Source organism: Amycolatopsis sp. cmx-4-83, assembly GCF_046548815.1.
In the GTDB taxonomy this organism is placed as follows: domain Bacteria; phylum Actinomycetota; class Actinomycetes; order Mycobacteriales; family Pseudonocardiaceae; genus Amycolatopsis; species Amycolatopsis pretoriensis_A.
The window spans coordinates 417812-439795 of the sequence record NZ_JAEBEF010000002.1 but is presented as its reverse complement, the minus strand read 5'-3'; the positions used below and the strand labels follow the sequence as shown (position 1 = coordinate 439795).

Genomic DNA, 21984 nt, shown 5'->3' with positions numbered 1-21984 from the left:
ACGCAAGGAAACTTTCACCATGGCAGGCAATTCGCGGCGCCAGGGCGCGATCCGCAAGACGGGCACCAAGAAGGGTGCCGTCGTCGGCTCGGGCGGTCAGCGCCGCAAGGCCCTCGAAGGCAAGGGGCCGACCCCGAAGGCGGAAGACCGCCCCGGGCACAAGGCGTACCGCCAGTCCAACGCGGCGGCCAAGCGCGACCAGGCCCGGCAGAAGAAGGCCGACAAGCCGGAGCTGATCGCCGGGCGCAACCCGGTGGTCGAGGCGCTGCGCGCGGGCGTCCCCGCGACCGCGCTGTACGTCGCGCTGAACATCGAGATCGACGACCGCGTGAACGACGCCGTCCGGCTGGCCGGCGACAAGGGCATCTCGATCCTGGAGATCCCGCGCGAGGAGCTGGACCGCAAGACGAACCGGGCCGTGCACCAGGGCCTGGGCCTGCAGGTCCCGCCGTTCGAGTACGCCCACCCGGACGACCTGATGGCGGTGGCTCGCAACTCGGGCGAGGTGCCCCTGTTCGTCGCGCTCGACGGCGTCACCGACCCGCGGAACCTGGGCGCGGTGATCCGCTCGGCGGCCGCGTTCGGCGCCCACGGCGTGCTGCTGCCGGAGCGGCGCAGCGCGGGCATGACGGCGGTGGCGTGGCGAACGAGCGCGGGCACGGCGGCGAAGCTGCCGATCGCAGTGGCGACGAACCTCACCCGCCAGCTCAAGTCGTGGGCGAACGACGGCCTGATGCTGGTCGGCCTCGACGCGGACGGCTCGGTCGGCATCGACGAGCTCGAGCTGGCGGCCGACCCGCTGGTCATCGTGCTCGGCTCGGAGGGCCGGGGCCTGTCCCGCTTGGTCCGCGAGACGTGCGACGCGACGGTGTCGATCCCGATGGCGGCGGGCGTGGAGTCCCTGAACGCTTCGGTGGCGGCCGGCGTGCTGCTCGCCGAGGTGGCGCGACGGCGGCGTCTCGCCGGTCGGGTCTGACCCCACCACCCGGTCGGGTTAAGGTCACCGTCGGATAAAACCGAGGGGACCCGATGTCGTTCGTATCGCCACTTTTCTTGTGGTACTTCCTGCCGGCGGTGCTCATCGCCGTGCTGGTGTGCCCGCGGAGCTGGCGCAACGGCATCATCGCGGTCGGCAGCCTGCTGTTCTACACGATCGGCGCCGGCGGCTTCGTGTTCCTGCTGCTGGGCTGCATGGTCGTGAACTTCATGGCCGGCCCGCTGCTGGCCCCGAGCCCGTGGGACGTCCAGGGCGTCCGGCGGCGCCGCATCCTCATCGCGGTGGTGTCGCTGGACGTCGCGGTCCTGCTGGTCTGGAAGTACGCGGGTTTCGCGACCCAGCAGATCGCGGCGGTGGCGCACTGGTTCGGCGGCAGCGTGCCGGTCGCGAGCCTCGTGGTCCCGATCGGCATCTCGTTCTACACGTTCCACCACATCTCGTACGTGGTAGACATCTACCGCGGCGAGCGCCCGGCCCTGCGCAACCCGGTGTCGTTCGCCGCGTACATCGCGATGTTCCCGCAGCTGGTGGCCGGCCCGATCGTCCGGTACCGGGAGATCGCCGACCAGCTCCCCCAGCCGCGGTCCCACCGCCTCGACGACATCGCGGCGGGCTTCCCGCGCTTCGCACTGGGCCTGTGCAAGAAGACGATCATCGCGGACTCGCTCAGCCCGTTGGTGGAAGCGTGCTTCAAGGTCCCCCCGGACCAGATGACGTTCGCGACGGCGTGGCTGGGCGCGATCGGCTACACCCTCCAGCTGTTCTTCGACTTCTCGGGTTATTCGGACATGGCGATCGGCCTCGGCCGCATGCTGGGATTCCGGTTGCCGGAGAACTTCGCGCGGCCGTACTCGTCGGTGACGATCACGGAGTTCTGGCGCCGCTGGCACATGAGCCTGAGCCGCTGGTTCCGCGACTACGTGTACATCCCCCTGGGCGGCAACCGCAACGGTGCGGCCCAGACGTACCGCAACCTCTGCATAGTGTTCGTCCTGACGGGTTTCTGGCACGGCGCCCAGTGGACGTTCCTGGTGTGGGGCTGCTACCACGGAGCCCTCCTGGTGATCGAGCGCCGCTTCGGACTGGACCTGGACCCGGCGGTCCCGTGGAAGCGCTACCTGCGCCGAGCCCTGACGATGCTGCTGGTGGTGTTCGGCTGGGTCTTCTTCCGCTCACCGGACCTGGGCCACGCGTTGTCGATGATCGGCCACATGCTCCTCCCCGACTTCGAGGGCATCGGAGCGGGCGTGGAGCAGGCGTTCACGAACCAGCGCCTGGTCCTGCTGCTGGCGGCACTGGCGGTCTTCCTCCTGCCGGCCCACCCGGTGACCGGCCCCCTGCTGGAGTCGTCCCGCAGCCGCCCGGCGACGGCGTTGCGCATCGGCGTGATGACGGTGGGCCTGCTGTACGCGGCCATCCTGATCGCGACGGGGACGTTCAGCCCGTTCTTGTACTACCAGTTCTGACGACCGCTCCTGGACGGGTGGCGCTTCGATAGCTTGAAGTGCCTTCTACCTGCGGCTTTACGTCTCGCGAGTTCTCCGGACTTCTCGCCGGTGCCCGTCGTCAGACGGCCTGGAGACGGCCTAAGTGGCCTCGACCACTCCTCCCTCATCGTCCGATAAGCAGCCATCCTCAGCGGCCGTCGCGCCGGGTCAAGGCACGCTTCCCAGCCTTGACCCGGTGCGACGGCCGTTGGACGATCCGGCGCTCGGGTCGGTGGGGCTGGTGACGGACGTCGAGTAGCCGGCCATCTGCCCGAGCTGGCCTCTTGGAGCTGAGGTAGACCTCTCGGCGGCGCGCTGTGCCCGGCTACGCTCGGCGGGCTCGGCCCGCGACCGGCGGCCGGAGCGGAGCGGCAGGCCGTCCGTGTCGCACGGGGCCGGAGCCCGCCAACGCAAGGTGACCAGCGCGCCGCCGCCGGCGGCGCGCCTTGATCCCATAGAGCCAAGTTCGGCAACGCGCTTACAAGCCAACCTGGCGGTTCCAGTCGCCCACGTACATTTCGAGTCTGGCGAACTCAGGGTCTGAGAGCATGCGATTATGGGCAACAAAGTTACGTGCTCGTTCCAGTTCGTCAAACCGCTGCTTTAGCCAATGCTGCGACGGGATTAGGTCTTCGAACTCAGGCCAGTTGCCCAGAATGATCGATGACAGTCCGCTGAAGTCAACAAATCCAAGAATGTCCGAAGCCGCGCCCTCCAGCCAAGAATTTTCGTCCGTATCCTTTTTTCTGGTTTCTGCGTTCTTTCGAATATTTCCTGGTACGCATTCGTCCCACCAATTGGAATCTTTCTCGGTTAGGCGAGACTTAATTAACTCTCGAACTGAATTCTCGAAGCAGTAGATCAGGGAATACAGTCGAGACATTCGCATTGATTCATTACGAGTTGCAAGAGGGAAAGGTGCAAGTGCCTCATTCAGAAGACTTCGCTCGGATTCGGTTTCGTCAACTCCTACTCGCACTCCGGCCTGCCTGAAGGTTTCCGCCTCTGCCTCGAACATCATGCTTCGAAATAGCCACGTTCGCAGGTAGTCAACCTCGCTCATGTTAAAAGATTCTCTCGTAGCGACCTGAATATTGCGTTGAAAACTTCAATGTCCTTGGTTGCAGGTAAGTGGACCTGAATGTTGTAGTGAAGCTGCGTGGCCAGCGGCTGCTTGTTCTCCTGCTTTTGCTCACCCTGTCCGTCGTTGCCGGTCGGCTCGTCGTCATCAGCCTTAGGTGCGTCAGGAGGCCTAACTGGAACTTGCGGCGTTGCGTTCAGGTCGGCGTGTTGAAGCAGGGCAAGGAAAGTCATAGCCTGCAGCTGTGCGACTCTGTCGCTAGAGTTCTGCTTGGACTTGAAGAGACCTTCGATTGCGGGGCGGTCGGCGTTTGTCGGCTGCTCGCGAATGTGAAATACGTCTCCATATGACTCCCGTAGCGCTTCCGCCATTACCGCTTTAGAGCGGGACCTGTCTCGAAATTCGTGGTAGCGGGGCAGCGGTGTGCCGTCGGGTGCTAGAAATTTCAGTTCTTTCAAAAGAGGAATTATGCCCCGATCATTGCTTCCCCTGAAGCCGATGCCGGCCAAGTGCTCAATATTGAACTTATCCGGCGCTGCTCCGACCTTGATCTTCTCCAGGATACTGTCGACATTCTTAATAGATGTCAAGTAGCGATTAGTTAGCATGTAGCAAGTCCTTGTGGTATGTGATTTGTTATTCACCTATGTCGATCAAACGATAAGGATGTTACGTACGCGAATGAAATTTCGCTCGTTAGGGGCAATTTGGACTCGCTCGCACTTTCGAATGCTGCCACTCAGCGTGAGATGTCGGGAGTGATCTCTGGCGCTGATAGCCTGCGCGCTCGCCGAACACCTCGGCCACAGCGACCCCGGGTTCACGCTGCGGACGTACACGCACCTGATGCCGTCGAGCAAGGGATCGGACCCGCCGGGCCGTCGACAACGTGCTCGGCTTCCGGCCTGAACCCCCGGCACGGCCTGATGACGGCCTGGCGGCATGATCTAGGTCATGAACCGCAGGTCAAGCGCGGTTCCATACCTTGTACTACCAGTTCTAGCGACCGCCCCTGGCTTCCCGTCCGCCGATGGGACAATCCACCCCATGACCGACCCCGTCGACCTGGCCAAGGTGCCCGGCGTGATCCCGTACGTCGACAACCACACCGGCCCCCGCCGCCTCCTCACCCTGGAGATCCCGCACCTGGGCCACACGGTCCGCGCGTACGCCCCGATCGCCAGCATCGACGGCCGCCAGTACGTCGTCTCCTGGGGCTCGGTCACGTTCGAAATCCCCGCCGATCGCAACGTCCACGTGAGCGCCCACCTCCACACGAACAGCGGACACGAGCACACGATCACGCCGTTCGCCTCGATGGTCCTGGTCCCGCACCCGGCCCCGATCAGGCTGAAGGCCCAGTTCGTCCCCACCCACGGCCCCGAAGGCACCCTCATCCCCGTGGGCTGAGGCGCGCCATCAGCGCAGCAGCAGGACGACGAGTACCACCACCACGGCCGAGAGGTTCATGGCGACCATGACCGCCAGGAGCCGCAGTTCCAGCGGTGCCTGCCGCCACGCCGTCGTCTGGCGGGTTTGCGGCACCGGCTGAGTGAGCCGCATCCTGGCGCCCACTTCGTCGACCGGCAGACCCCAAGCATTGAGCACCGCACGCACGAGCCGACGTCCGATGGCTGTGGCTTTCTGCATTGTCTCAACGAAACTGCCCGTAGTGCGGAACCTGACGCCCGACACCTTGAACCCCGGCCCCGCGACCTCAGCGATCACTCCGTTGAATGCCGTGACCAAGCTGCTCGCAACGACACGAAGACCGCCGTCCTTCGTGAGCCGGCTCCAGTCGAGTCGCAGGCCGCCGCGGCGTGTTACCCGGCCCGGCCGCGAGATCGGGACGTGAAAGCCTGAGACCGTGTTGACCACGCGGTACCTGTTCCTCACCCGGCACGGCGAAGCGACCCCAAGCGGCGAACTCACCGAAGCCGGCCGGCGGCAAGCAGTCCTCCTCGGGCGGCGGCTGCGAGACGTCCCGGTCACCGCGATCCACCACGGCCCCCTCCCGCGCGCCGCGCAAACCGCCGACCTGATCGCCGCCCAGCTCCCCGGCGTCCCCCGCAACGAGAACGAAGCCGCCGGCGACTTCGTCCCCTACATACCCCAGCGCGAGGAACTCCCCGAAACCGCGGCCGGCGTCCTCCTCGCCTTCGCCCGCAGCCTCCCCCCGGCCGACGAAGACCTCGCCGCCGAAGCCGAACGCAGGTTCACCGGTCCCGTGCCCGGGACCGAACCGAGGTACGAAGTCCTCGTCACGCACAACTTCCTCGTCGGCTGGCTCGTCCGCGCCTCCCAAGACGCCCCGCCGTGGCGGTGGCTCGCGCTCAACCACGCCAACGCCGCCCTCACCGTCATCCGGTACTCGCCCGCCCGCCCCGCCGCGCTGCTGACCTACAACGACCAGAGCCACCTGCCCGCCGAACTGTGCTGGACCGGGTTCCCGCCCGACTTCTACGTTCCGTAATCGGCAGGTGCGGAGCGTGTCCGCCGCGGAAAACACGTCTCGCCCGAATGGCCGCACCTGTCAGGATGGCCGGATGAGTCCCGGTCCCTCACCCACCTCCGATCGGCTCAGCGACTACCTCGTCGCCGACGCCGTCGTCGATCACCGGCACCCGCTGATCCGGGCGCGGGCCGACGCTTTGCGCGCCACCGGAGAAGATCCCGTCGAAGCCACCTTCCGGTTCGTGCGGGACGACGTCGAACACGTCATCGACGCCGCGGACCCGCGCGTCACCTGGCGCGCTTCCGACGTGCTCCGCGAGCGCGTCGGGATTTGCCACGCGAAGGCGCACCTGCTCACCGCTTTGCTGCGGGCACAAGGGATTCCGGCCGGGTTCTGCTACCAGGAGCTCTCCGCGCTGCACGGGCTGAATGCCGTGTACCTGCACGGCAAGTGGTCGCGCCTCGACGCCCGCGGCAACCGCACGGGCGCGCGCGGGGAGTTTTCGCTCGACGAGGAGAAACTGGCCTGGCCGGTCGACACCGCGCGCGGCGAACGCGATCTCCCGGAGATCCACCCGGCACCCGCACCGGTCGTCGTGGATTTCCTGATGACCGCCCGACCCGGCCCCGGCTGGTACGAAAACGGCCTCCCGGCCACGCTCTGACCCTGGGTTCCCGGCGTTTTCGGGAAACCAGGAGATCTGGTTAATTATTGCCCAGAGTGACGTCCGGCGGCCCGCGCTGTCCCCCGAACTTCTTATTTCGCACCTCCCGTCAGGCGCGTAAAGTGACTCCGCGCACTCGAACAGACACGATTTGCATACGTCCGTTCGGGTGGTTCGAGGGAGGTGAAGCAAGTGGCCGCGGATGGCGGATCCCGCCGCCGTACCCCACTGCAGGAGATCTTCTGGACCAGGACGAGCTTGCTCCTCACGGTGCTCGTCGTCGTCGCCGGCCTCAGCCTGTGGCTCGCCGGCCTGATGGACCCCGGCACCGGGAAGAACCTGGTGACGTCGCTGGGCACCGGCACCCTGATCTCCGCGATCGTGGGGTTCGGCACCACGCTGATCACCGCCAGCGCTTCACAGAAGGCGCTGGTGACCCCGGTGATCGAAGAGAGCAGGCGCGCGCTGGAAGACCTCAGCGCCGAATACCGCGCCCTGAACAAGGAGTTCTTCCCCACCGACGTGTTCGAGGCGACCACCGAGCCCGACCCCGCGTTCAACCGCGGGCTGATGGCCGACCTCGACCACACCCGGCAGTACTTCTTCCGCGGCTTCTCCGGGCGGCACGCCGCCGCCCGCCTCTTGCTTTCCCGCACCGAACGCGAACTGCGCGCCGTCATCGCCGATCCGCGCGACGCCACCTCGATCAGCGGGCGCGCCCGCTACCTGTTGCGCCGCGAAGCGGGCGACGTCGACTACGAACAGATCCAGACCCGGCTCGACGAAGAGATCCGGATCGGGCTCGTCGGCCTCTTCCTGGCGCGCAGCCGCTGCGCGTCGGTCGACATCACCGTGGTCGCCGACCCGCCGCTGGACCGGCTCGAGCTGTTCGACGACAGCGTGTGGGTGTCGCTCTACAGCGACGTCCGCGGCGCCACGAAGCTGTACCCGCGGTCACTGCGGTTCACCGAGGGTTCCTTCCTCTACAACATGGAGCGCGCCGAATTCGTGCGCGTCTCGCAGTCCCGGACCGGCCGCCACTTCCGCATCACGTCCGCGACGACGCGGACGGATTTCCTGGCGCTGTTCGAAAAGATCACCGGATCCCCGTTGTCCGAGGAGCAGTTCCGCGAGCTGGAGGCGAAGTTCCACGCCTTCCGCGCGGAGTTCTCCGAAGTCGCCGAGCTAGGGAGCTGACCTTGCTCACCCGCCTGTCCCCCCTCACCGAACTGGCCACGCGCCTGCGCACGGCCGGGTTCCCGCTCGCCGTGGACTGGCGCGCGGTCGACGGCTGGTTCCGGCCGTGGGCCACGCAAACCGGCCTCCGCGAAGAGCTGCGGACCCAGCTGCGCACGCTGTCCGGCGCCCAGGCCGCGAAGGTGCTGCGCTCGTCCAGAGAAACGACCACGCACTTCGCCTGGTGCCTGCTGGATTCGCCGTCCGACCCGTTTTCCTTCTGGCTGCACGAATACAAGGCCCAGGAGGACTGGCGGGAAGGCTACGCGGATTCGGTGCACAACCACAGGTACCACTTCTGCACCACCATTCTCCGTGGTGACTACCTTCACGAGCGGTACGAAACGACGATCGACCACGACACCGGGCTGATCGCGGCCGCGCGGCTGCGCCGCCGGACGTTGTGCCAGGCCGGCTCCTGCGCCACCATGCTGGCCGACGAATTCCACCGGATCCCCGAAGCGGCCGCCGGGACGATGACTTTCCTCGTCAAATCACGCCCCGTGAGCAGTTTCAGCCTTTCTTTCGACCCGGCCCGCGGAATCGGCCATCGTCACGTTCCGGTCGAGAGCCGATTGGGGGAATTGGCGGACCGCATCTAGCTACACACCGGCGTCAGCGGCGCTTACCATTGCTCCACCCGTCTGAACACCACGGCCGGGATGGGAGAGGTGTATGCGCACGCAGGAAAGCACGATCGACCACGTGATCGTCGACGCCGTCGAAGGCCGGGTCCGCCGGCTTTGCCGCCAGTACGCCGAGCGGCTGCAGTTCCACGGCTGGCACCACGTCAGTTTCGTCCGCGCGAAGGCAGGCGGCTTCGCCCGCCACAACGGGGCCGACCCCGCGGTGGTCGAAGTCGCCGCGCTGGTGCACGACGTCAACTACCTGGTGCTCCGGAACTCGCCCGCGTCCGCGGGCCGGAACCTGCGCCTGGAAATCCTCGCCGAATGCGGGGTGCCGCCGCACGTTTCGCGGTGGATCGACGAGATCGTCGACGAAGCGGAAATGGCCACGCGCGGCCGCGACATTTCGCTGGAGGCGCAGGCGTTGAGCGACGCGGACACGTTGTTCAAGGCGCTGCCGGTGACGCCGGTGGTGCTGGCCCACCGGTACCTGCGCGAAAACGGGCTGAGCCTGCGCGAGCTGGCGAACAAGATCGTCGGCGAGCAGTGCGACGTCCATGACGAGGGTTATTACTTCTACAACCCGGAGGCGGCCGCGACGTATTCGCGCTGGGCGACGGCGAACCTCCAGCTGTGGCAGTGCATCAAGGAGGCGGTCGACGACCCGACGGTGGTCGAGCTGCTGGACGCGGTGCACGCCGTGGACGCGCTGGCTTCGTAGTCAGCCCTGTCCGTAGCCGCGCAGCCGGTCGACCACCTTCGCCACCTCGGGCGGCGGGAGCAGGCTCGGCCGGCCGGCGCTCTGCGCGAGCAGCCACACGCGGCACGCCCACTCGAGCTGCTGCGCCCGCTGGTAGGCGGCTTCGAGGCCGTCGCCGTAGGTGAGGGTGCCGTGGTTGGCCATGAGGCAGCCCCGCCGCCCGTCGAGGGCTTCGAGCACGGCGCTGGCCAGCTCGGGCGTGCCGTAGGTGGCGTAGCGCGCGACGCGCACCGAGGGCCCGATGGTGGCGACGATGTAGTGGACCGGCGGCAGCTCCCGCACGAGCGTCGAGGCGGCGGTGGCGTGCGGCGAGTGCGTGTGGACGACGGCGGTCACGGGCTCGCCGTCGGGATCGCGCACGTCCCAGTAGACGGACAGGTGCATCGGGAGTTCACTGGTCGGCTTGAGCGACCCGTCGACCACCTGCCCGCCGAGATCGACGACGGCGACGTCGCCCGGGGTCATGCTCGCGTAGGGAACCCCGGTCGGCGTGACGGCGACGAGGTCACCGGCCCGCACGGAGACGTTCCCGGAGGTACCGACCACGAGGCCGTCACCGACCATCCGGCGGGCGTATGCGCAGACTGCGGCCCGCTCGGTCTCGAGGATCATGCGCACCACTCTGGTCTAGACACGCCCCCGCCCCTCCCTTGGGGGGCGGCCCCTGTCCAGTCTATCGGCTCTCACCTGCAAAAACGGTGCTTCCGGAAATCTGTGGACAACTCAGAGCGATGTGGATAAGTGGGCCCGGCGTCTCGACGAGACGCCGGGCCGGGTCGCGAAGTTCCGTGGGTCGCGTGCGCAGCTCAGCCCTTCGCCGCCGGAGCCGGAGCCTTCGAAGCGGCCGACGCAGGAGCGGGAGCAGGAGCCGGCTTGCGGTCCCCGCCAGCCGGAGTCTCCTCCACCGGCGCCAGCAACCGCATCGCTTCCTGGACCGCCACGTCCGTAGCCGCGATGCGTTCCGCGACCTTCTTCCGCAGGTCCAACGCCAGCTTCCGGTTCTGGTCCGCCTCCGCCTGCTGGGCCCGGGCCGAAGTCAACGCCGACTCCGTCTCCTGCTTCTTCCGCGACACCTCGTCATCGAACGCCTTCTTCTTCCGCGCCAGCTCCTCCGAAGCCACCCGGTCGGCCTCCTGCCGCGCGGCCGCCGCCGCGGCTTCGGCCTTCGCGTCCGCTTCCTTGCGGGCTCGCTCCGCCGCCGCGGCCTGCTCGACTCGCTTCGCGCCCGCTGCCGCGTTCAGCTTCTCGATCTCGCCCCTCGCCTCCGACAGCATCCGGGCGCGGTCCTCCTCCGCGTCCTTCGCCAGCTTGTCGGCCGTGCGGCGGGTCTCGTGCGCGTACTTGTCCGCCTGGTCGCGGGTCGACGCCGCGTCCGCCTCCGCCGCCGCGCGCAGGTCCGCGATCTCCTCCTCCGCGAGCTGCATCATCATGCGGACGCGCTCGGCCATCGCGCCGACGCCGGACGGGCTCGAGCTCATCCGGGCGAGGGCGGCCTTCGTCTCGGCCAGCTCCTTCTGCGCGTACGAGAGGGCTTTCGTGAGGTCCGAGGACGTCGCGACGGCTTCGTCGCGGCTGCGCGACGTTTCGCGCATCTCCTTGGTCAGCTCGGCGAGACGCTCGTCGACCTGGCGCTGGTTGTAGCCGCGGACACCGACCGCGAACTGGGTGGTCTTCGGGGCGGACTGGGGCTTCTCAGGCGCGACCATCGGCACACCTTAGTGAGCCGGGGACCGTCCGCACGTACCGCCAAACGGATGCATCACGGATATTGGAACCCCCGGTGACACCTGGCATCCTGAGCCTGTTGACCAGCGGTTGACGGCGAGGAGGCCATTGTGGACGTACTCGCCGACATCGGCGCGCACTGGCACGTCTACGCCACCATGCCGCTCATCGCCGCCTTGATCGGCTACCTGACCAAGCGGGTGGCCATCGAGATGATGTTCCGGCCTCTGGAGTTCGTCGGCGTCAAACCCTTTGGCTGGCAGGGCGTCATCCCGGCGAACGCGCGGCGGATGGCCACCACCGCCGTCGACCTGCTGACCCGCAACCTCGTCGACCCGCAGGAGATCTTCAGCAGGCTCGATCCGGAAGAAATGGTCAAAGAGCTCGAACCGCCGCTGCTCAAGGCCGTCGAAGAAGTCACCCGCGAAGTCATGGAGACCTACCAGCCACGTCTCTGGGAACTGCTGCCGACGCCGGCGCAGCGGCTGCTCGTCGAGCAGGTCCAGGCGCAGGCGCCGGCCGTCGTCAAACGGCTCGTGCGGGACGTCTCGGCCAACATCGACGACGTCCTCGACGTCGACGACATGCTGATCAGCGCCATGGTCCGCGACAAGTCGCTGACCTGCCGGCTGATCCGCGAGGTCGCCGCGCCCGAGTTCAAGTTCATCGCGCGGTCCGGGATCGGGTTCGGCTTCGTGATCGGGCTCGTCCAGTTCGTCGCGTGGGCGCTGACCAAGGAGCCGCTGATCATGCCGATCTTCGGTTTCGTCACGGGCTTCGTCACGGACTGGCTCGCCCTCAAGATGATCTTCTACCCGCGTGAGCCGCGCGGCTTCGGCTTCTTCCGCTGGCAGGGCATGTTCCAGAAGCGGCGCCAGGAGGTCGCCGCCGACTACGGCGCGCTGATCGCCGACGAGGTGCTCACCGTGCGGAACGTGCTGGAGGCCGTGCTCACCGGGCCGCGCGCCGACAAGCTGTTCGCGATGATCACGCGCGAGGTCCAGCGCACGGTCGACCGGCAGGCGAGCGTCGCCAAGCCGCTGGTCGCGCTCACCATCGGCGGCCGGCAGTACCAGGAGATGAAGCGCGCGGCGGCGGCGAAGGTCATCGCCTACCTCCCCGAAACGGTGAAGCACGTCGAGAGCTACGCCACCGACGCCCTCGACGTCCGGAACACGATCGTCGGGAAGATGCGGCAGCTGACGCCGATCGAGTTCGAGGGGATCCTGCGGCCGGCCTTCAAGCAGGACGAATGGAAGCTGATCGCCGTCGGCGCGGTCATCGGTGGCCTGGTGGGTGAACTCCAGGTGCTGCTCCTGCTGCACTGATCACGGGCCGATAGCGTGCTCGGGTGGACTTCGGCACGCACTGGCAGGTGTACGTCACCATGCCGTTCATCGCAGCGCTGATCGGCTACGTCACCAAGCGCGTCGCCATCGAGATGATGTTCCGGCCCCTCGAGTTCGTCGGCGTCAAACCCTTCGGCTGGCAGGGCGTGCTGCCGGCCAACGCCGAGCGGATGGCGGCCACCGCCACCGAGATGCTGACGACGAACCTCGTCGACCCCAAGGAGATCTTCGCGCGGCTGGACCCGGCGCAGGTGGCGAAGGAGATCGAGCAGCCGCTGCTGCGGGTCGTCGAGGACGTCACCCGGGACGTGATGGAGACCTACCAGCCCCGGCTGTGGGAGGTGCTGCCGAACGGCGCGCAGCAGCTGCTGCTCAAGCGCGTCCAGGCCGAGGCGCCGAAGGCGATCACGAAGATCATGCGGGAGATCGCCGACAACATCGAGGACGTCCTCGACCTCAAGCACATGGTCGTGACGAACCTGGTCCGCGACAAAGCGCTGCTGAACCGGCTGATCCGCGACATCTCGCGGCCGGAGATGCGGTTCATCGCGCGCTCGGGGATCTGGTTCGGGTTCATCCTCGGCTGCGTGCAGCTGGTCGTCTGGGCGCTGACGAAGTCGCCGATCGTGCTGCCGCTGTTCGGCCTCGGCATCGGCTGGCTCACCGACTGGCTCGCCCTGAAGATGATCTTCCTGCCGCGCGAGCCGCGCCGGTTCCTCGGCCTCTACACCTGGCAGGGCATCTTCCAGAAGCGCCGCGACCAGGTCGCCGCCGACTACGGCGACATGATCGCGCGCGAGATCATCACCATTCCCCACCTGCTGGAAGCCGTGCTGCGCGGGCCGAAGTCCGACAAGCTGTTCGCGATGATCACCCGCGAAGTGCAGAAGACGATCGACGCGCAGGCCAGCGTCGTCAAGCCGTTCGTCGCCATCGCCGTCGGGACGAAAAAGTTCCAGGAGATGAAGCAGACGGCGGCGGCGAAGGCCGCGGAGCGCGTCCCGGAGACGATCCGGTACGCCGAAAACTACGCGATCAACGCGCTCGACGTGCGCAACACGATCGTCGACCGGATGAAGAAGCTGAGCGCGCTCGAGTTCGAGCAGCTGCTGCGCCCGGCGTTCCGGCAGGACGAGTGGAAGCTGATCGCCGTCGGCGCGGTGATCGGCGGGCTCGTCGGCGAGCTGCAGGTGCTCGCGCTGCTCGGGTAGCCGGTACGGTTTCGCTCTCGGCATGAGGAGGTCGGATTGGACGCTGTCCTGAACGACCTCGCCGCGCACTGGCCGGTCTACGCGGCGATGCCGTTCATCGCGGCGCTGATCGGGTACGTCACCAAGCGCGTCGCCATCGAGATGATGTTCCGGCCCCTCGACTTCGTCGGGATCCCGCCGCTGCTCGGCTGGCAGGGCGTCGTCCCGAAGCACGGCGGCCGGATGGCGGCGGTCGCTACCGAGCTGCTGACCGAGAACCTCCTCGACCTGCGCGAGGTGCTCGACCGGATCGACCCGGTGATCATCACGACCGAGCTGGAGCAGCCGCTGCTGCGCGCGGTCGACCACATCGCGCGCGAGGTGCTCGCCGAACACCACCCGCGGCTGTGGGAGGTCCTGCCGACGCTCGCCCAGGAAATGCTGATCAAGCAGGTCCAGGCGTCGGCGCCGAGGATGGTGCGGGAGTTCCTCGACGACGTCCGCGAGAACCTCGACGAGGTGCTCGACGTCCAGCACATGACGGTCCAGCGGCTGACGCGCGACAAAGCGCTGCTGGTCCGGCTGATCCGCGAGACGTCCCGCCCGGAGATGGCGTTCATCGCGCGGATGGGGATCTACTTCGGCTTCGGGCTGGGCCTGGTCCAGACGATCGTGTGGGCGCTGACGCGCGAGCCGTGGGTGCTGCCGGTCTTCGGCGGCGCGATCGGGCTGTTCACCGACTGGCTGGCGATCAAGCTGATCTTCGTCCCCCGCGAGCCGGTCCGCGTCGGCCGGGTGATCTTCCAGGGCAAGTTCCAGCGCCGGCGCGCGGAGGTGGCGCGCCAGTACGGCGAGCTGATCGCGACCGAGGTCCTGACGGTCCAGAACCTGCTGGACGCGGTCCTGCGGGGCCCGCGCGCCGACCGCCTGGCGGCGTTGGTGGAGCACCTGGTCTCGGAGGCGGTCGACAAGCAGATGCCCCTGTCCCGGACGCTGGGCGGCACGCGCCTGAAGGACATGAAGCACGCGGCGACGGTGAAGGCGCTGGAGCAGCTGCCCGACACGGCCCGGTACGCCGAGGGCTACCTGACCGAGGCGATGGACGTCGCGAAGGTGATCGAGCAGCGGATGCTGGCGTTGACGCCACTGGAGTTCGAGGGGTTGCTACGGCCGGCGTTCCGGCAGGACGAGTGGAAACTCATCGCCGTCGGCGGGGTGATCGGGTTCGTGGTGGGCGAGCTGCAGGTCCTGCTGATGCTCGGCTGACGCCGGCACTGACCCCGCTGCCCTTCGGCGGGCTGCTGCGGCCCGTGTGGCGGCAAGACGAAGGGAAACTCATCGCGGTGGGCGAGTCGTCGGGGAGCTGCAAGCCCTGCGGATGCTGGCGTTGACGCCACTGGAGTTCGAGGGGTTGCTGCGGCCGGCGTTCCGGCAGGACGAGTGGAAACTCATCGCCGTCGGCGGGGTGATCGGGTTCGTGGTGGGCGAGCTGCAGGTCCTGCTGATGCTCGGCTGACCGGGTGACCGCGGCGACGCGCCTAAACCCGGCGCCGGGGTTCGCGCGTGTCCTGTGCGGCCAGCCGGCCGATCAGGGCAAGCAGAGGGGAACTCATGAAACGGTTCGTCACCGCGGTCGTTCTTTCGCTCACCGGCCTGTTCGCGGGTGCGGGTGTCGCGTCCGCCGACGTCATCGTGCCCCCGGAGCAGTTCGGGCACGTGTGCAGCGGCTACCAATACCTGAAAAACGACCGCACGCGGTACTGGCAGGCCTGCGCCTGGGCGGACAACAACGAGGTGTACTTCACCGTCGCCCTCGGGAACGCCGGCGACATCACCTGGGCGCCGGGCGAGGTCAACATCGGCTTCTACAAGTCCGGTGTCTACACCTTCTGCAAATCCGTCACCAGCGTCCGGATCTCACCCCATTCGGTCGGGCACACGGCGAGCAACGAGTGCGTCCGGCCCCGGGTCCGGGCCGCCTACCAGGCCATTGGTTACCCGAACTCGGACAGCACCGCGAAGAGCGACACGCTCCAGGTGCAGTAGCTCAAGCCGCGACGAGGTCCGGGGCCGGGTCCACCGTGCGGACCCGGCTCCGGCGGTCGCGCTGCCAGGCGATGACCCGGCACACGACGTAGATCAGGAACGAAATCGCCGTCACGAACGCGCTCACCGGCAGGCCCGGGGCCAGGGACAGCACGATCCCGCCGATCGCCGCCACCTCCGCGAACACCACCGAAAGCACCGTGGCCTTCCACGGCGACGCCGTCACGCGCGCGGCCGCCGCGGCCGGGGTCACCATCAACGCGACCACCAGCAGCGATCCGACGACCTTCACGCTCAGCGCCGTCGAAACGCCCACCAGCAGCGCGAACACCACGGTCAGCGTCTTCACCGGCACCCCGCGCGCCACCGCCACGTTCCGGTCCACCGAAGCGAACAGCAACGGCCGGTACACCAAAGCCAGCACGGCGAGCACGACCACCGAAGACACCACGAACAACGTCAGGTTCGTCGAATCGATCGTGATGATCTGCCCGGTCAAGATGCCGAACTTGTTCCCGGACCGTCCTTTGTAGAACGACAGGAACAGCACGCCCATGCCGAGGCCGAACGACAGGATCACGCCGATCACCGAGTCGCGGTCCGCGTCGCGCGCGCCCAGGATGCCCAGCAGCAGTGCCGCCGCCACCGCGCCGATCAGCGCCCCGTACTCGACGCCGATGCCGAGCAGCAGGGCCGCCGCGCCGCCGGTGAAGGCCAGTTCGGACGTGCCGTGCACCGCGAACGACATGCGCCGCATCACGATCAGGGGGCCCATCACGCCGGCCACCAGGCCGAGGATCACCGCCGCCACCAGTGCGGTCTGCACCCCGGACAGCTCGGTGATCAGCTCCCAGGTCTTGCCGAAGTCGAACAGATCCAAGACTCAGCCCACTTGCTCTTCGACGTCGTGTTCGTGGTGGTGCGGCTCCTCCTCGCACAACGCGCTCTGCGCGCCCGCGATGTGGATCTGCCCGCCCACCTTCAGCACCTCGACGCGGGTCCCGTACAGCTCGGACAGGGTGGCCGTGGTCATGACCTCGTCCGGCTTGCCGATCCGGAACGAGCCGTTGACCAGGTACAGCACGCGGTCGACGAACGGCAGCACCGGGTTGATCTCGTGCGTCACGAACAGCACCGCGGTGTCGGCCGTGCGCCGGCGGCGGTCGATCAGCTCGCTGATCGCGCGCTGGTGCGCCAGGTCGAGCGACAGCAGCGGCTCGTCGCAGAGCAGCACCTCGGGGTCGCCGACCAGGGCCTGCGCCACCCGCAGCCGCTGCTGCTCACCGCCGGACAGGCGCCCGACCGGCTGCTTCGCGTACCGGGTCGCGCCCACCGCGTCGATCGCTTCGGCCACAAGTCGGCGCCGGGCCGCCATGCCGAACAGGCCGGGGCCCCAGCGGTGGCCGTCGAGGCCCAGCCCGACCAGGTCGACGCCGCGCAGCGTCAGCGACTCGTCGATCGCGCGCTGCTGCGGGATGTAGCCGATCTTGCGGTTCGCGCCGCCCGGGCGGCCGCCGGCGATCTCGACCGTGCCCGCCGAGAGGTCCTGCATGCCGAGCAGCGCCTTCAGCAGGCTGCTCTTGCCGGACCCGTTCGGGCCGAGGACGGCGAGGAACTCGCCCGGCTCGACGACCAGGTCCAGGCCCGACCAGAGGGTCCGGGGGCCGAACGCCAGACCCGCCCCGCGGACCCGGACCGCGGGGCGTACGTCGTCGGAGACAGGAGACATGGCTACTTCAACGCTCCTGCCAGCGCATCCACTTCCCCGGTCATCCAGCCAATGTAGTCCGTCACACCTTGCGGCAGCGTCTCGGTCACGTCCACGACGCCGATCCCGGCGGCCTTCGCCCGCCCGACGACGTCCTGGGTCAGCGGGGTGACCGTCTGCGCGTTGTTGATCAGCGCCTTGACCTGCTTGGTGGCGATGAGCTGCTGGTACTCGTTCACCGCGCCGGCCGGGACGTCGGTGTCGTTCTCCACCGCGTCCGAGAACGCCTTGGGCGTCGCGTCGGTCAGCTTCGCGCTCTCGAGCAGGTAGTGCGCGACCGGCTCGGTGACGACGACCTTCGTGCCCGGGTGCGACGCACCCAGCTCGCCGAGGCGCTTCTCCAGCGCGCCGACCTTCGCCTTGAACGCGGCCGCGTTGTCGGTGAACGCCTGCTTCGACGCCGGCTGGAGCTCGCCGAGCTGCGCCGCGAGCTGGTCGGCGACCTTGCCGACGCCCGGCAGGTCGTACCAGACGTGCTCGTTCTCGTCGCCGGTCGCGGCGATGTCGTACGCGACGAGCTTCTTGGCGTCCCCGGCCTGGCCGGTGAGCTTGTCGAAGAACTCGTCGTACCCGCCGCCGTTGGACAGGAGCAGCTTCGCGTCCTTCGCCGCGAGGGCGTCGTCGGCGGTGGTCTCGTAGGAGTGCGGGTCGGCCGACGGGTCGTGGATGACCGACTTGACCTCGACCTTGTCGCCGCCGACGGCGCTGACGACGCTGCCCCAGACGTCCGTCGAGGCGACGACCTTGATCTTTTCGGAGCCACCGGACTGCGCGCCGCCGTCGGAACCGGATGTCCCGCCGGAGCACGCGGCCAGCGCGAAGAGGGACAGGGCTGAAGCGGCGGCGAGCACGTTCCTGGTGCGGCGGGAACTCATGCGGAACTCCTGGAGACGCTAATGGAAACCGTTGTCAGATTCACCTTACCCCATCCGGATGACTTCCTGGCCATCCGATCCCGGTTTGGTGTATGCGTCTTCGTGCATGCGGATCGAGACATCGACCACGCGGGGTGTCTCTTCATGAATTCGATCTGAACCGTTACGGTTTGCTGATGGGACGTCCTATTCGCACCCGGAGGCAGGCGACGCTGGCGTCGCTCGCGGCGGAGCTCGGTGTGTCCAGGACCACGGTGTCCAACGCCTACAACCGGCCGGACCAGCTGTCCCCCGAACTGCGCCGCCGGGTCCTCGAGACCGCGCGGCGCCTCGGCTACCCCGGTCCCGACCCGGTCGCCCGCTCCCTGCGCACCCGCCGGGCCGGCGCCGTCGGGCTGCTGCTCACCGAGAACCTCTCCTACGCCTTCCGCGACCCCGCCGCCGTCGGCGTGCTCGAAGGACTGGCCCTGGCCTGCGAAGATGCCGGTGTCGGCCTCCACCTGGTGCCGGCGAGCCCGGGCCGCGAGGACGTCGCCGCGGTGCACCGCGCGGGCGTCGACGGCTTCGTCGTCTACTCCGTGCCCGACGACGACCCGAGCCTGGCCGCCGTGCTGGAGCGCCCGGTGCCGACGGTGATCATCGACCAGCCGAGCATCGAGGGCATCGACCGCGTCGGCCCGGACGACGCCGCCGCCGTCGGCAAGATCGCCGAGCACCTGGTCGGCCTCGGCCACCGGCAGGTCGGCGTCATCTGCATGCGGCTGGCCCGCGAGCGCAACGACGACTTCGTGTCCCCGGCGCGCCAGAGCGGCGCGCACTTCCACGTCCAGCGCACCCGCCTGGAAGCCCTGGCCGTGGCGTTCTCGGCGGCCGGCGTCGACTGGGCCGGCGTCCCGGTGGTCGAGCGCTTCGACCACACGGTGGACGACGGCGCTTCGGCGGCCCGCCAGCTGCTGGACGCGTACCCGCAGATCACGGCCGTGATCTGCACCTCGGACATCCTCGCGCTCGGCGCCATGGCCGAGGCCGAACGGCGGGGGCTGCGCGTACCGCAGGACCTGACCGTCACCGGCTTCGACGGCATCGCCGAAGCCGAGCGGATCGGGCTCACCACGGTCCACCAGCCGGTGCTCGAGAAGGGCAAGACGGCCGGGCGCCTGCTGCTCGGTTCCGCCGAGCGCAGCGCGCCGAAGGTGATCACGCTGCCCACCGAACTGCGCGTCGGGCGCACGTCGGGGCCGCCGCGGACGGTCGAGGAGCCCTGGTTCGGCGGGTAGAAACCCGTGACATTGCTCGTACTGCATTGCTCGATCGCGCACCGCCCGGTCCAATGGGGTGGACAAGCCCGCGCCGCGGGGCCACTGGCCGGAAGGTGACCGATGACCTCGATCGACGTACTGCTCAAGCGCAACCAGGAACTCGGCGAGGTGACGCCCGGTGACCGGTCGTCCCCCAAGCCCTCGCTCCAGGTGGCCATCCTGACCTGCATGGACGCCCGGATCCGGGTGTTCGAGCTGTTCGGCCTCCTGCAGGGCGAGTCGCACGTCCTCCGCAACGCGGGCGGCGTCGTGACCGACGACATGATCCGTTCGCTGGCTCTCTCGCAGCGCAAGCTCGGCACCCGCGAGGTGCTGGTCGTGCAGCACACCGAGTGCGGCCTCTCGATGGTCACCGAGGACGACTTCAAGGACGAGCTGGAGACCGACACCGGCCTGCGCCCGACGTGGTCGGTCGAGGCGTTCCGCAACGTCGAGAACAGCGTCCGGACGTCCGTGGAGCGGGTGCGGCGCAGCGCGTACCTGCCGCACACGGAGAACGTGCGCGGGTTCGTCTACGACGTGAAGACCGGGAAGCTCACCGAGGTCCAGTAGGCCTTGCGAGTCCTTTTCGCCGGTCTGGCGTCGGCCGGCCACACGTACCCGATGGTCCCGCTCGCGATCGCGGCGCGGGACGTCGGGCACGAAGTCCACTTCGCCGCCGGCGAGCACGTCCACGCGCCGCTGCGCCGGCTCGGGCTCGGCCCCTTCCGGCCCGCGGACGCGTTCTACGAGATCTACGCCGAAGACCTGGCGCCTGACCTGGCGCGGCTGCGGCCGGACCTGGTCGTGCACGGGTGGGGTGTCCCGGAAGCGGGCGTCGCCGCGCGGCGCGCCGGGATCCCGGCGCTCTGGCACGGCTTCGGCAGGCTGGTGCCCGAGGGCATCGGGTTCGAGCGCCCATCCGGTGGCGTGCACGTCGACATCTGCCCGCCTTCGCTGCAAGATGCGGGCTTCCTCGCGACCGCCGAGCGGATCGCCCTGCGCCCGGTCCCCTTCTCGGAGCCGGCGCCGCCCGTGGCCGGCGGACCGCTGATCTTCCTGACGCTCGGCACCGCGTTCGGCACCCCGGAGGTGCTCACCACGGCGATCCGCGGCCTGGCCGCGCTCGGCGAGCACGTGGTCGTCGCCACCGGCCGGGTGCCGCCGGCAGACCTCGGCGAGGTGCCGGGCAACGTCACCGTCCGGGCGTGGGTGGAGCAGACCGAGGTCGTGCCGCACGCGGACCTCGTCGTGCACCACGGCGGCAGCGGCACCACCCTCGGCGCGCTCGCCGCCGGTGTCCCGCAGCTGGTCCTGCCCCAGGGCGCCGACCAGTTCGCCAACGCCGAAGCGCTCCTCGCCGCCGGTGCCGCGGTGCGTCTCCTGCCCGGCGAGCTGAGCGCGGACGCCGTCACCGAGCAAGCCCGGAAGGCGGCCGCCTGCCGCGGCGCCGCCCAAGCACTGGCTGAGGAGATCGCCGGGATGCCGTCGCCCGCCGAGGTCGCTCGCGAGCTGCCGAAGCAGGCGAAGTAGCCTCCCGGCGTGGCTGTGGACGCTGACGTACTGCTCGACTGGTTCTCCGCGCACGGCCGGGACCTGCCCTGGCGCGAGCCGGACTGCTCGGCCTGGGGTGTGCTGGTCAGCGAAATCATGCTGCAGCAGACCCCCGTCGTCCGGGTGCAGCCGATCTGGCACGAGTGGCTGGCGCGCTGGCCGGTGCCCTCGGCGCTGGCCGCGTCGTCGCAGGGCGAAGTCGTGCGGGCCTGGGGCAAGCTCGGCTACCCGCGCCGCGCGCTGCGGCTGCACGAAGCCGCCGGCGTGATCGCGCGCGACCACGGCGACGTCGTCCCGTCCGATGTGGACACCCTGCTCGCGCTGCCCGGGATCGGCGCCTACACCGCCCGGGCGGTCGCCGCGTTCGCCTACGGGCGGCGGGCGCCCGTCGTCGACACCAACGTGCGGCGGGTCGTCGCGCGGGCCGTGCACGGGGCCGGGGACGCCGGGCCCGCGTCGAACACCCGGGACATGAACGACGTCGAGGCGCTGCTGCCGGCCGAGGACGCGCCCGCCGCGAAGTTCTCCGCCGCGATCATGGAGCTCGGCGCGCTGATCTGCACCGCGCGCTCCCCGAAGTGCGCCGACTGCCCGATCTACGACGAATGCGCGTGGCAGCTGGCCGGGCGCCCGGAGTACGCCGGGCCGGCCAAGCCCGTGCAGAAGTTCGCCGGCACCGACCGGCAGGTCCGCGGGCGGCTGCTGGACGTCCTGCGCGGCAGCGAAGGGCCGGTCGAGAAGGCGAGGCTGGACCTCGTCTGGCACGACGCCGGGCAGCGCGACCGCTGCCTGGATTCCCTGCTGACGGACGGTCTCCTCGAACAAACCCGCGACGGTCTCTTCGCACTACCGGGTGAACACTGACGCACTACG

Annotated in this window: 25 protein-coding genes; 17 read left to right on the top strand and 8 right to left on the bottom strand. The window is 68.6% G+C overall.

Going from position 1 to position 21984, the window contains the following annotated elements:
• The first annotated feature begins 19 nt into the window (after positions 1 to 19).
• Both rlmB and ACLJQM_RS07130 read left to right on the top strand, forming a co-directional pair.
• Positions 20 to 976, top strand: a complete 957-nt coding sequence (gene rlmB / locus ACLJQM_RS07135) for a 23S rRNA (guanosine(2251)-2'-O)-methyltransferase RlmB (protein ID WP_360777394.1) — start codon at positions 20 to 22, stop codon at positions 974 to 976.
• 53 nt (positions 977 to 1029) lie between these two features.
• Positions 1030 to 2463, top strand: coding sequence for an MBOAT family O-acyltransferase (locus ACLJQM_RS07130; RefSeq protein ID WP_247017549.1), 1434 nt, complete (start codon positions 1030 to 1032; stop codon positions 2461 to 2463).
• A gap of 499 nt (positions 2464 to 2962) precedes the next feature.
• Here the strand turns inward: ACLJQM_RS07130 and ACLJQM_RS07125 are convergent, their stop codons facing one another.
• Both ACLJQM_RS07125 and ACLJQM_RS07120 read right to left on the bottom strand, forming a co-directional pair.
• Complete coding sequence (locus ACLJQM_RS07125; RefSeq protein ID WP_410630499.1) at positions 2963 to 3547, bottom strand: Swt1 family HEPN domain-containing protein; 585 nt, start codon at positions 3545 to 3547, stop codon at positions 2963 to 2965.
• Positions 3544 to 4173, bottom strand: coding sequence for a DUF5343 domain-containing protein (locus ACLJQM_RS07120; protein WP_410630498.1), 630 nt, complete (start codon positions 4171 to 4173; stop codon positions 3544 to 3546). Before ACLJQM_RS07120 ends, ACLJQM_RS07125 begins: the two co-directional genes overlap by 4 nt.
• Positions 4174 to 4612: 439 nt before the next feature.
• Here ACLJQM_RS07120 and ACLJQM_RS07115 point away from each other — a divergent pair, with 439 nt between their 5' ends.
• Positions 4613 to 4975: a hypothetical protein gene (locus ACLJQM_RS07115; protein WP_360777396.1), complete on the top strand. Its 363-nt coding sequence runs from the start codon at positions 4613 to 4615 to the stop codon at positions 4973 to 4975.
• A 9-nt stretch (positions 4976 to 4984) separates the two neighbouring features.
• Here the strand turns inward: ACLJQM_RS07115 and ACLJQM_RS07110 are convergent, their stop codons facing one another.
• Positions 4985 to 5443 (bottom strand): hypothetical protein, encoded by a 459-nt coding sequence (locus ACLJQM_RS07110; RefSeq protein WP_410630497.1) that lies wholly within the window; start codon positions 5441 to 5443, stop codon positions 4985 to 4987.
• On the opposite strand from ACLJQM_RS07110, the gene ACLJQM_RS07105 reads away from it, so the two are divergent.
• The 5 genes from ACLJQM_RS07105 (at position 5433) to ACLJQM_RS07085 (ending at position 9267) form a co-directional block, all read left to right on the top strand.
• Positions 5433 to 6038, top strand: a complete 606-nt coding sequence (locus tag ACLJQM_RS07105; protein WP_410630495.1) for a histidine phosphatase family protein — start codon at positions 5433 to 5435, stop codon at positions 6036 to 6038. The genes ACLJQM_RS07110 and ACLJQM_RS07105 overlap by 11 nt on opposite strands.
• 73 nt (positions 6039 to 6111) lie before the next feature.
• The gene (locus ACLJQM_RS07100) at positions 6112 to 6684 is read left to right on the top strand and encodes a transglutaminase-like domain-containing protein (RefSeq protein ID WP_410630494.1); all 573 of its coding nucleotides are present in this window, start codon (positions 6112 to 6114) and stop codon (positions 6682 to 6684) included.
• 183 nt (positions 6685 to 6867) lie between these two features.
• A complete protein-coding gene (locus tag ACLJQM_RS07095) occupies positions 6868 to 7881 on the top strand; it encodes a hypothetical protein (protein ID WP_360777404.1) in 1014 nt (337 codons plus the stop codon).
• A 2-nt stretch (positions 7882 to 7883) separates the two neighbouring features.
• Positions 7884 to 8522, top strand: a complete 639-nt coding sequence (locus ACLJQM_RS07090; RefSeq protein ID WP_247017537.1) for a hypothetical protein — start codon at positions 7884 to 7886, stop codon at positions 8520 to 8522.
• 73 nt (positions 8523 to 8595) lie between these two features.
• Positions 8596 to 9267: an HD family phosphohydrolase gene (locus tag ACLJQM_RS07085; protein ID WP_360777406.1), complete on the top strand. Its 672-nt coding sequence runs from the start codon at positions 8596 to 8598 to the stop codon at positions 9265 to 9267.
• On the opposite strand, the gene ACLJQM_RS07080 is transcribed toward ACLJQM_RS07085, so the two are convergent.
• Both ACLJQM_RS07080 and ACLJQM_RS07075 read right to left on the bottom strand, forming a co-directional pair.
• The gene (locus ACLJQM_RS07080; RefSeq protein WP_360777408.1) at positions 9268 to 9918 is read right to left on the bottom strand and encodes a class II aldolase/adducin family protein; all 651 of its coding nucleotides are present in this window, start codon (positions 9916 to 9918) and stop codon (positions 9268 to 9270) included.
• Between the two features lie 194 nt (positions 9919 to 10112).
• A complete protein-coding gene (locus tag ACLJQM_RS07075; protein WP_410630493.1) occupies positions 10113 to 11012 on the bottom strand; it encodes a hypothetical protein in 900 nt (299 codons plus the stop codon).
• A 177-nt stretch (positions 11013 to 11189) separates the two neighbouring features.
• Here ACLJQM_RS07075 and ACLJQM_RS07070 point away from each other — a divergent pair, with 177 nt between their 5' ends.
• The 5 genes from ACLJQM_RS07070 to ACLJQM_RS07050 all read left to right on the top strand — a co-directional run bounded on the left by ACLJQM_RS07070 (position 11190) and on the right by ACLJQM_RS07050 (position 15616).
• Entirely contained in the window at positions 11190 to 12359 is a 1170-nt protein-coding gene (locus ACLJQM_RS07070; RefSeq protein WP_360777728.1) for a DUF445 domain-containing protein, read from the top strand.
• A gap of 59 nt (positions 12360 to 12418) precedes the next feature.
• Entirely contained in the window at positions 12419 to 13591 is a 1173-nt protein-coding gene (locus ACLJQM_RS07065; protein WP_247025479.1) for a DUF445 domain-containing protein, read from the top strand.
• Between the two features lie 36 nt (positions 13592 to 13627).
• A complete protein-coding gene (locus ACLJQM_RS07060) occupies positions 13628 to 14836 on the top strand; it encodes a DUF445 domain-containing protein (protein WP_410630492.1) in 1209 nt (402 codons plus the stop codon).
• 112 nt (positions 14837 to 14948) lie between these two features.
• Positions 14949 to 15086, top strand: a complete 138-nt coding sequence (locus tag ACLJQM_RS07055; RefSeq protein ID WP_410630491.1) for a hypothetical protein — start codon at positions 14949 to 14951, stop codon at positions 15084 to 15086.
• Positions 15087 to 15181: 95 nt separating this feature from the next.
• A complete protein-coding gene (locus ACLJQM_RS07050) occupies positions 15182 to 15616 on the top strand; it encodes a hypothetical protein (RefSeq protein ID WP_360777414.1) in 435 nt (144 codons plus the stop codon).
• A gap of 1 nt (position 15617) precedes the next feature.
• Here ACLJQM_RS07050 and ACLJQM_RS07045 read toward each other — a convergent pair whose 3' ends face one another.
• From ACLJQM_RS07045 to ACLJQM_RS07035, 3 genes are read right to left on the bottom strand one after another with little or no spacing between them, the layout of a single operon-like run.
• The gene (locus tag ACLJQM_RS07045; RefSeq protein ID WP_410630490.1) at positions 15618 to 16496 is read right to left on the bottom strand and encodes a metal ABC transporter permease; all 879 of its coding nucleotides are present in this window, start codon (positions 16494 to 16496) and stop codon (positions 15618 to 15620) included.
• A 3-nt stretch (positions 16497 to 16499) separates the two neighbouring features.
• Positions 16500 to 17345, bottom strand: coding sequence for a metal ABC transporter ATP-binding protein (locus ACLJQM_RS07040; protein ID WP_247017523.1), 846 nt, complete (start codon positions 17343 to 17345; stop codon positions 16500 to 16502).
• Between the two features lie 2 nt (positions 17346 to 17347).
• Positions 17348 to 18259, bottom strand: a complete 912-nt coding sequence (locus ACLJQM_RS07035; RefSeq protein ID WP_410630489.1) for a metal ABC transporter solute-binding protein, Zn/Mn family — start codon at positions 18257 to 18259, stop codon at positions 17348 to 17350.
• Positions 18260 to 18435: 176 nt separating this feature from the next.
• Here ACLJQM_RS07035 and ACLJQM_RS07030 point away from each other — a divergent pair, with 176 nt between their 5' ends.
• The 4 genes from ACLJQM_RS07030 to ACLJQM_RS07015 all read left to right on the top strand — a co-directional run bounded on the left by ACLJQM_RS07030 (position 18436) and on the right by ACLJQM_RS07015 (position 21975).
• A complete protein-coding gene (locus tag ACLJQM_RS07030) occupies positions 18436 to 19536 on the top strand; it encodes a LacI family DNA-binding transcriptional regulator (protein ID WP_247017518.1) in 1101 nt (366 codons plus the stop codon).
• Positions 19537 to 19638: 102 nt separating this feature from the next.
• Complete coding sequence (locus ACLJQM_RS07025) at positions 19639 to 20130, top strand: beta-class carbonic anhydrase (protein ID WP_247017516.1); 492 nt, start codon at positions 19639 to 19641, stop codon at positions 20128 to 20130.
• Positions 20131 to 20133: 3 nt separating this feature from the next.
• Positions 20134 to 21090, top strand: coding sequence for a glycosyltransferase (locus ACLJQM_RS07020; RefSeq protein WP_410630488.1), 957 nt, complete (start codon positions 20134 to 20136; stop codon positions 21088 to 21090).
• 9 nt (positions 21091 to 21099) lie between these two features.
• Positions 21100 to 21975, top strand: coding sequence for an A/G-specific adenine glycosylase (locus tag ACLJQM_RS07015; protein ID WP_247017512.1), 876 nt, complete (start codon positions 21100 to 21102; stop codon positions 21973 to 21975).
• Positions 21976 to 21984: the final 9 nt, after the last annotated feature.

Bases quoted from the DNA above. Each gene is read 5' to 3' on its own strand.
- rlmB (WP_360777394.1), top strand. From the start codon at position 20: ATGGCAGGCAATTCGCGGCGCCAGGGCGCGATCCGCAAGACGGGCACC.
- ACLJQM_RS07130 (WP_247017549.1), top strand. From the start codon at position 1,030: ATGTCGTTCGTATCGCCACTTTTCTTGTGGTACTTCCTGCCGGCGGTG.
- ACLJQM_RS07125 (WP_410630499.1), bottom strand. From the start codon at position 3,547: ATGAGCGAGGTTGACTACCTGCGAACGTGGCTATTTCGAAGCATGATG.
- ACLJQM_RS07120 (WP_410630498.1), bottom strand. From the start codon at position 4,173: ATGCTAACTAATCGCTACTTGACATCTATTAAGAATGTCGACAGTATC.
- ACLJQM_RS07115 (WP_360777396.1), top strand. From the start codon at position 4,613: ATGACCGACCCCGTCGACCTGGCCAAGGTGCCCGGCGTGATCCCGTAC.
- ACLJQM_RS07100 (WP_410630494.1), top strand. From the start codon at position 6,112: ATGAGTCCCGGTCCCTCACCCACCTCCGATCGGCTCAGCGACTACCTC.
- ACLJQM_RS07085 (WP_360777406.1), top strand. From the start codon at position 8,596: ATGCGCACGCAGGAAAGCACGATCGACCACGTGATCGTCGACGCCGTC.
- ACLJQM_RS07080 (WP_360777408.1), bottom strand. From the start codon at position 9,918: ATGATCCTCGAGACCGAGCGGGCCGCAGTCTGCGCATACGCCCGCCGG.
- ACLJQM_RS07075 (WP_410630493.1), bottom strand. From the start codon at position 11,012: ATGGTCGCGCCTGAGAAGCCCCAGTCCGCCCCGAAGACCACCCAGTTC.
- ACLJQM_RS07070 (WP_360777728.1), top strand. From the start codon at position 11,190: ATGCCGCTCATCGCCGCCTTGATCGGCTACCTGACCAAGCGGGTGGCC.
- ACLJQM_RS07065 (WP_247025479.1), top strand. From the start codon at position 12,419: ATGCCGTTCATCGCAGCGCTGATCGGCTACGTCACCAAGCGCGTCGCC.
- ACLJQM_RS07055 (WP_410630491.1), top strand. From the start codon at position 14,949: ATGCTGGCGTTGACGCCACTGGAGTTCGAGGGGTTGCTGCGGCCGGCG.
- ACLJQM_RS07050 (WP_360777414.1), top strand. From the start codon at position 15,182: ATGAAACGGTTCGTCACCGCGGTCGTTCTTTCGCTCACCGGCCTGTTC.
- ACLJQM_RS07040 (WP_247017523.1), bottom strand. From the start codon at position 17,345: ATGTCTCCTGTCTCCGACGACGTACGCCCCGCGGTCCGGGTCCGCGGG.
- ACLJQM_RS07035 (WP_410630489.1), bottom strand. From the start codon at position 18,259: ATGAGTTCCCGCCGCACCAGGAACGTGCTCGCCGCCGCTTCAGCCCTG.
- ACLJQM_RS07030 (WP_247017518.1), top strand. From the start codon at position 18,436: ATGGGACGTCCTATTCGCACCCGGAGGCAGGCGACGCTGGCGTCGCTC.
- ACLJQM_RS07025 (WP_247017516.1), top strand. From the start codon at position 19,639: ATGACCTCGATCGACGTACTGCTCAAGCGCAACCAGGAACTCGGCGAG.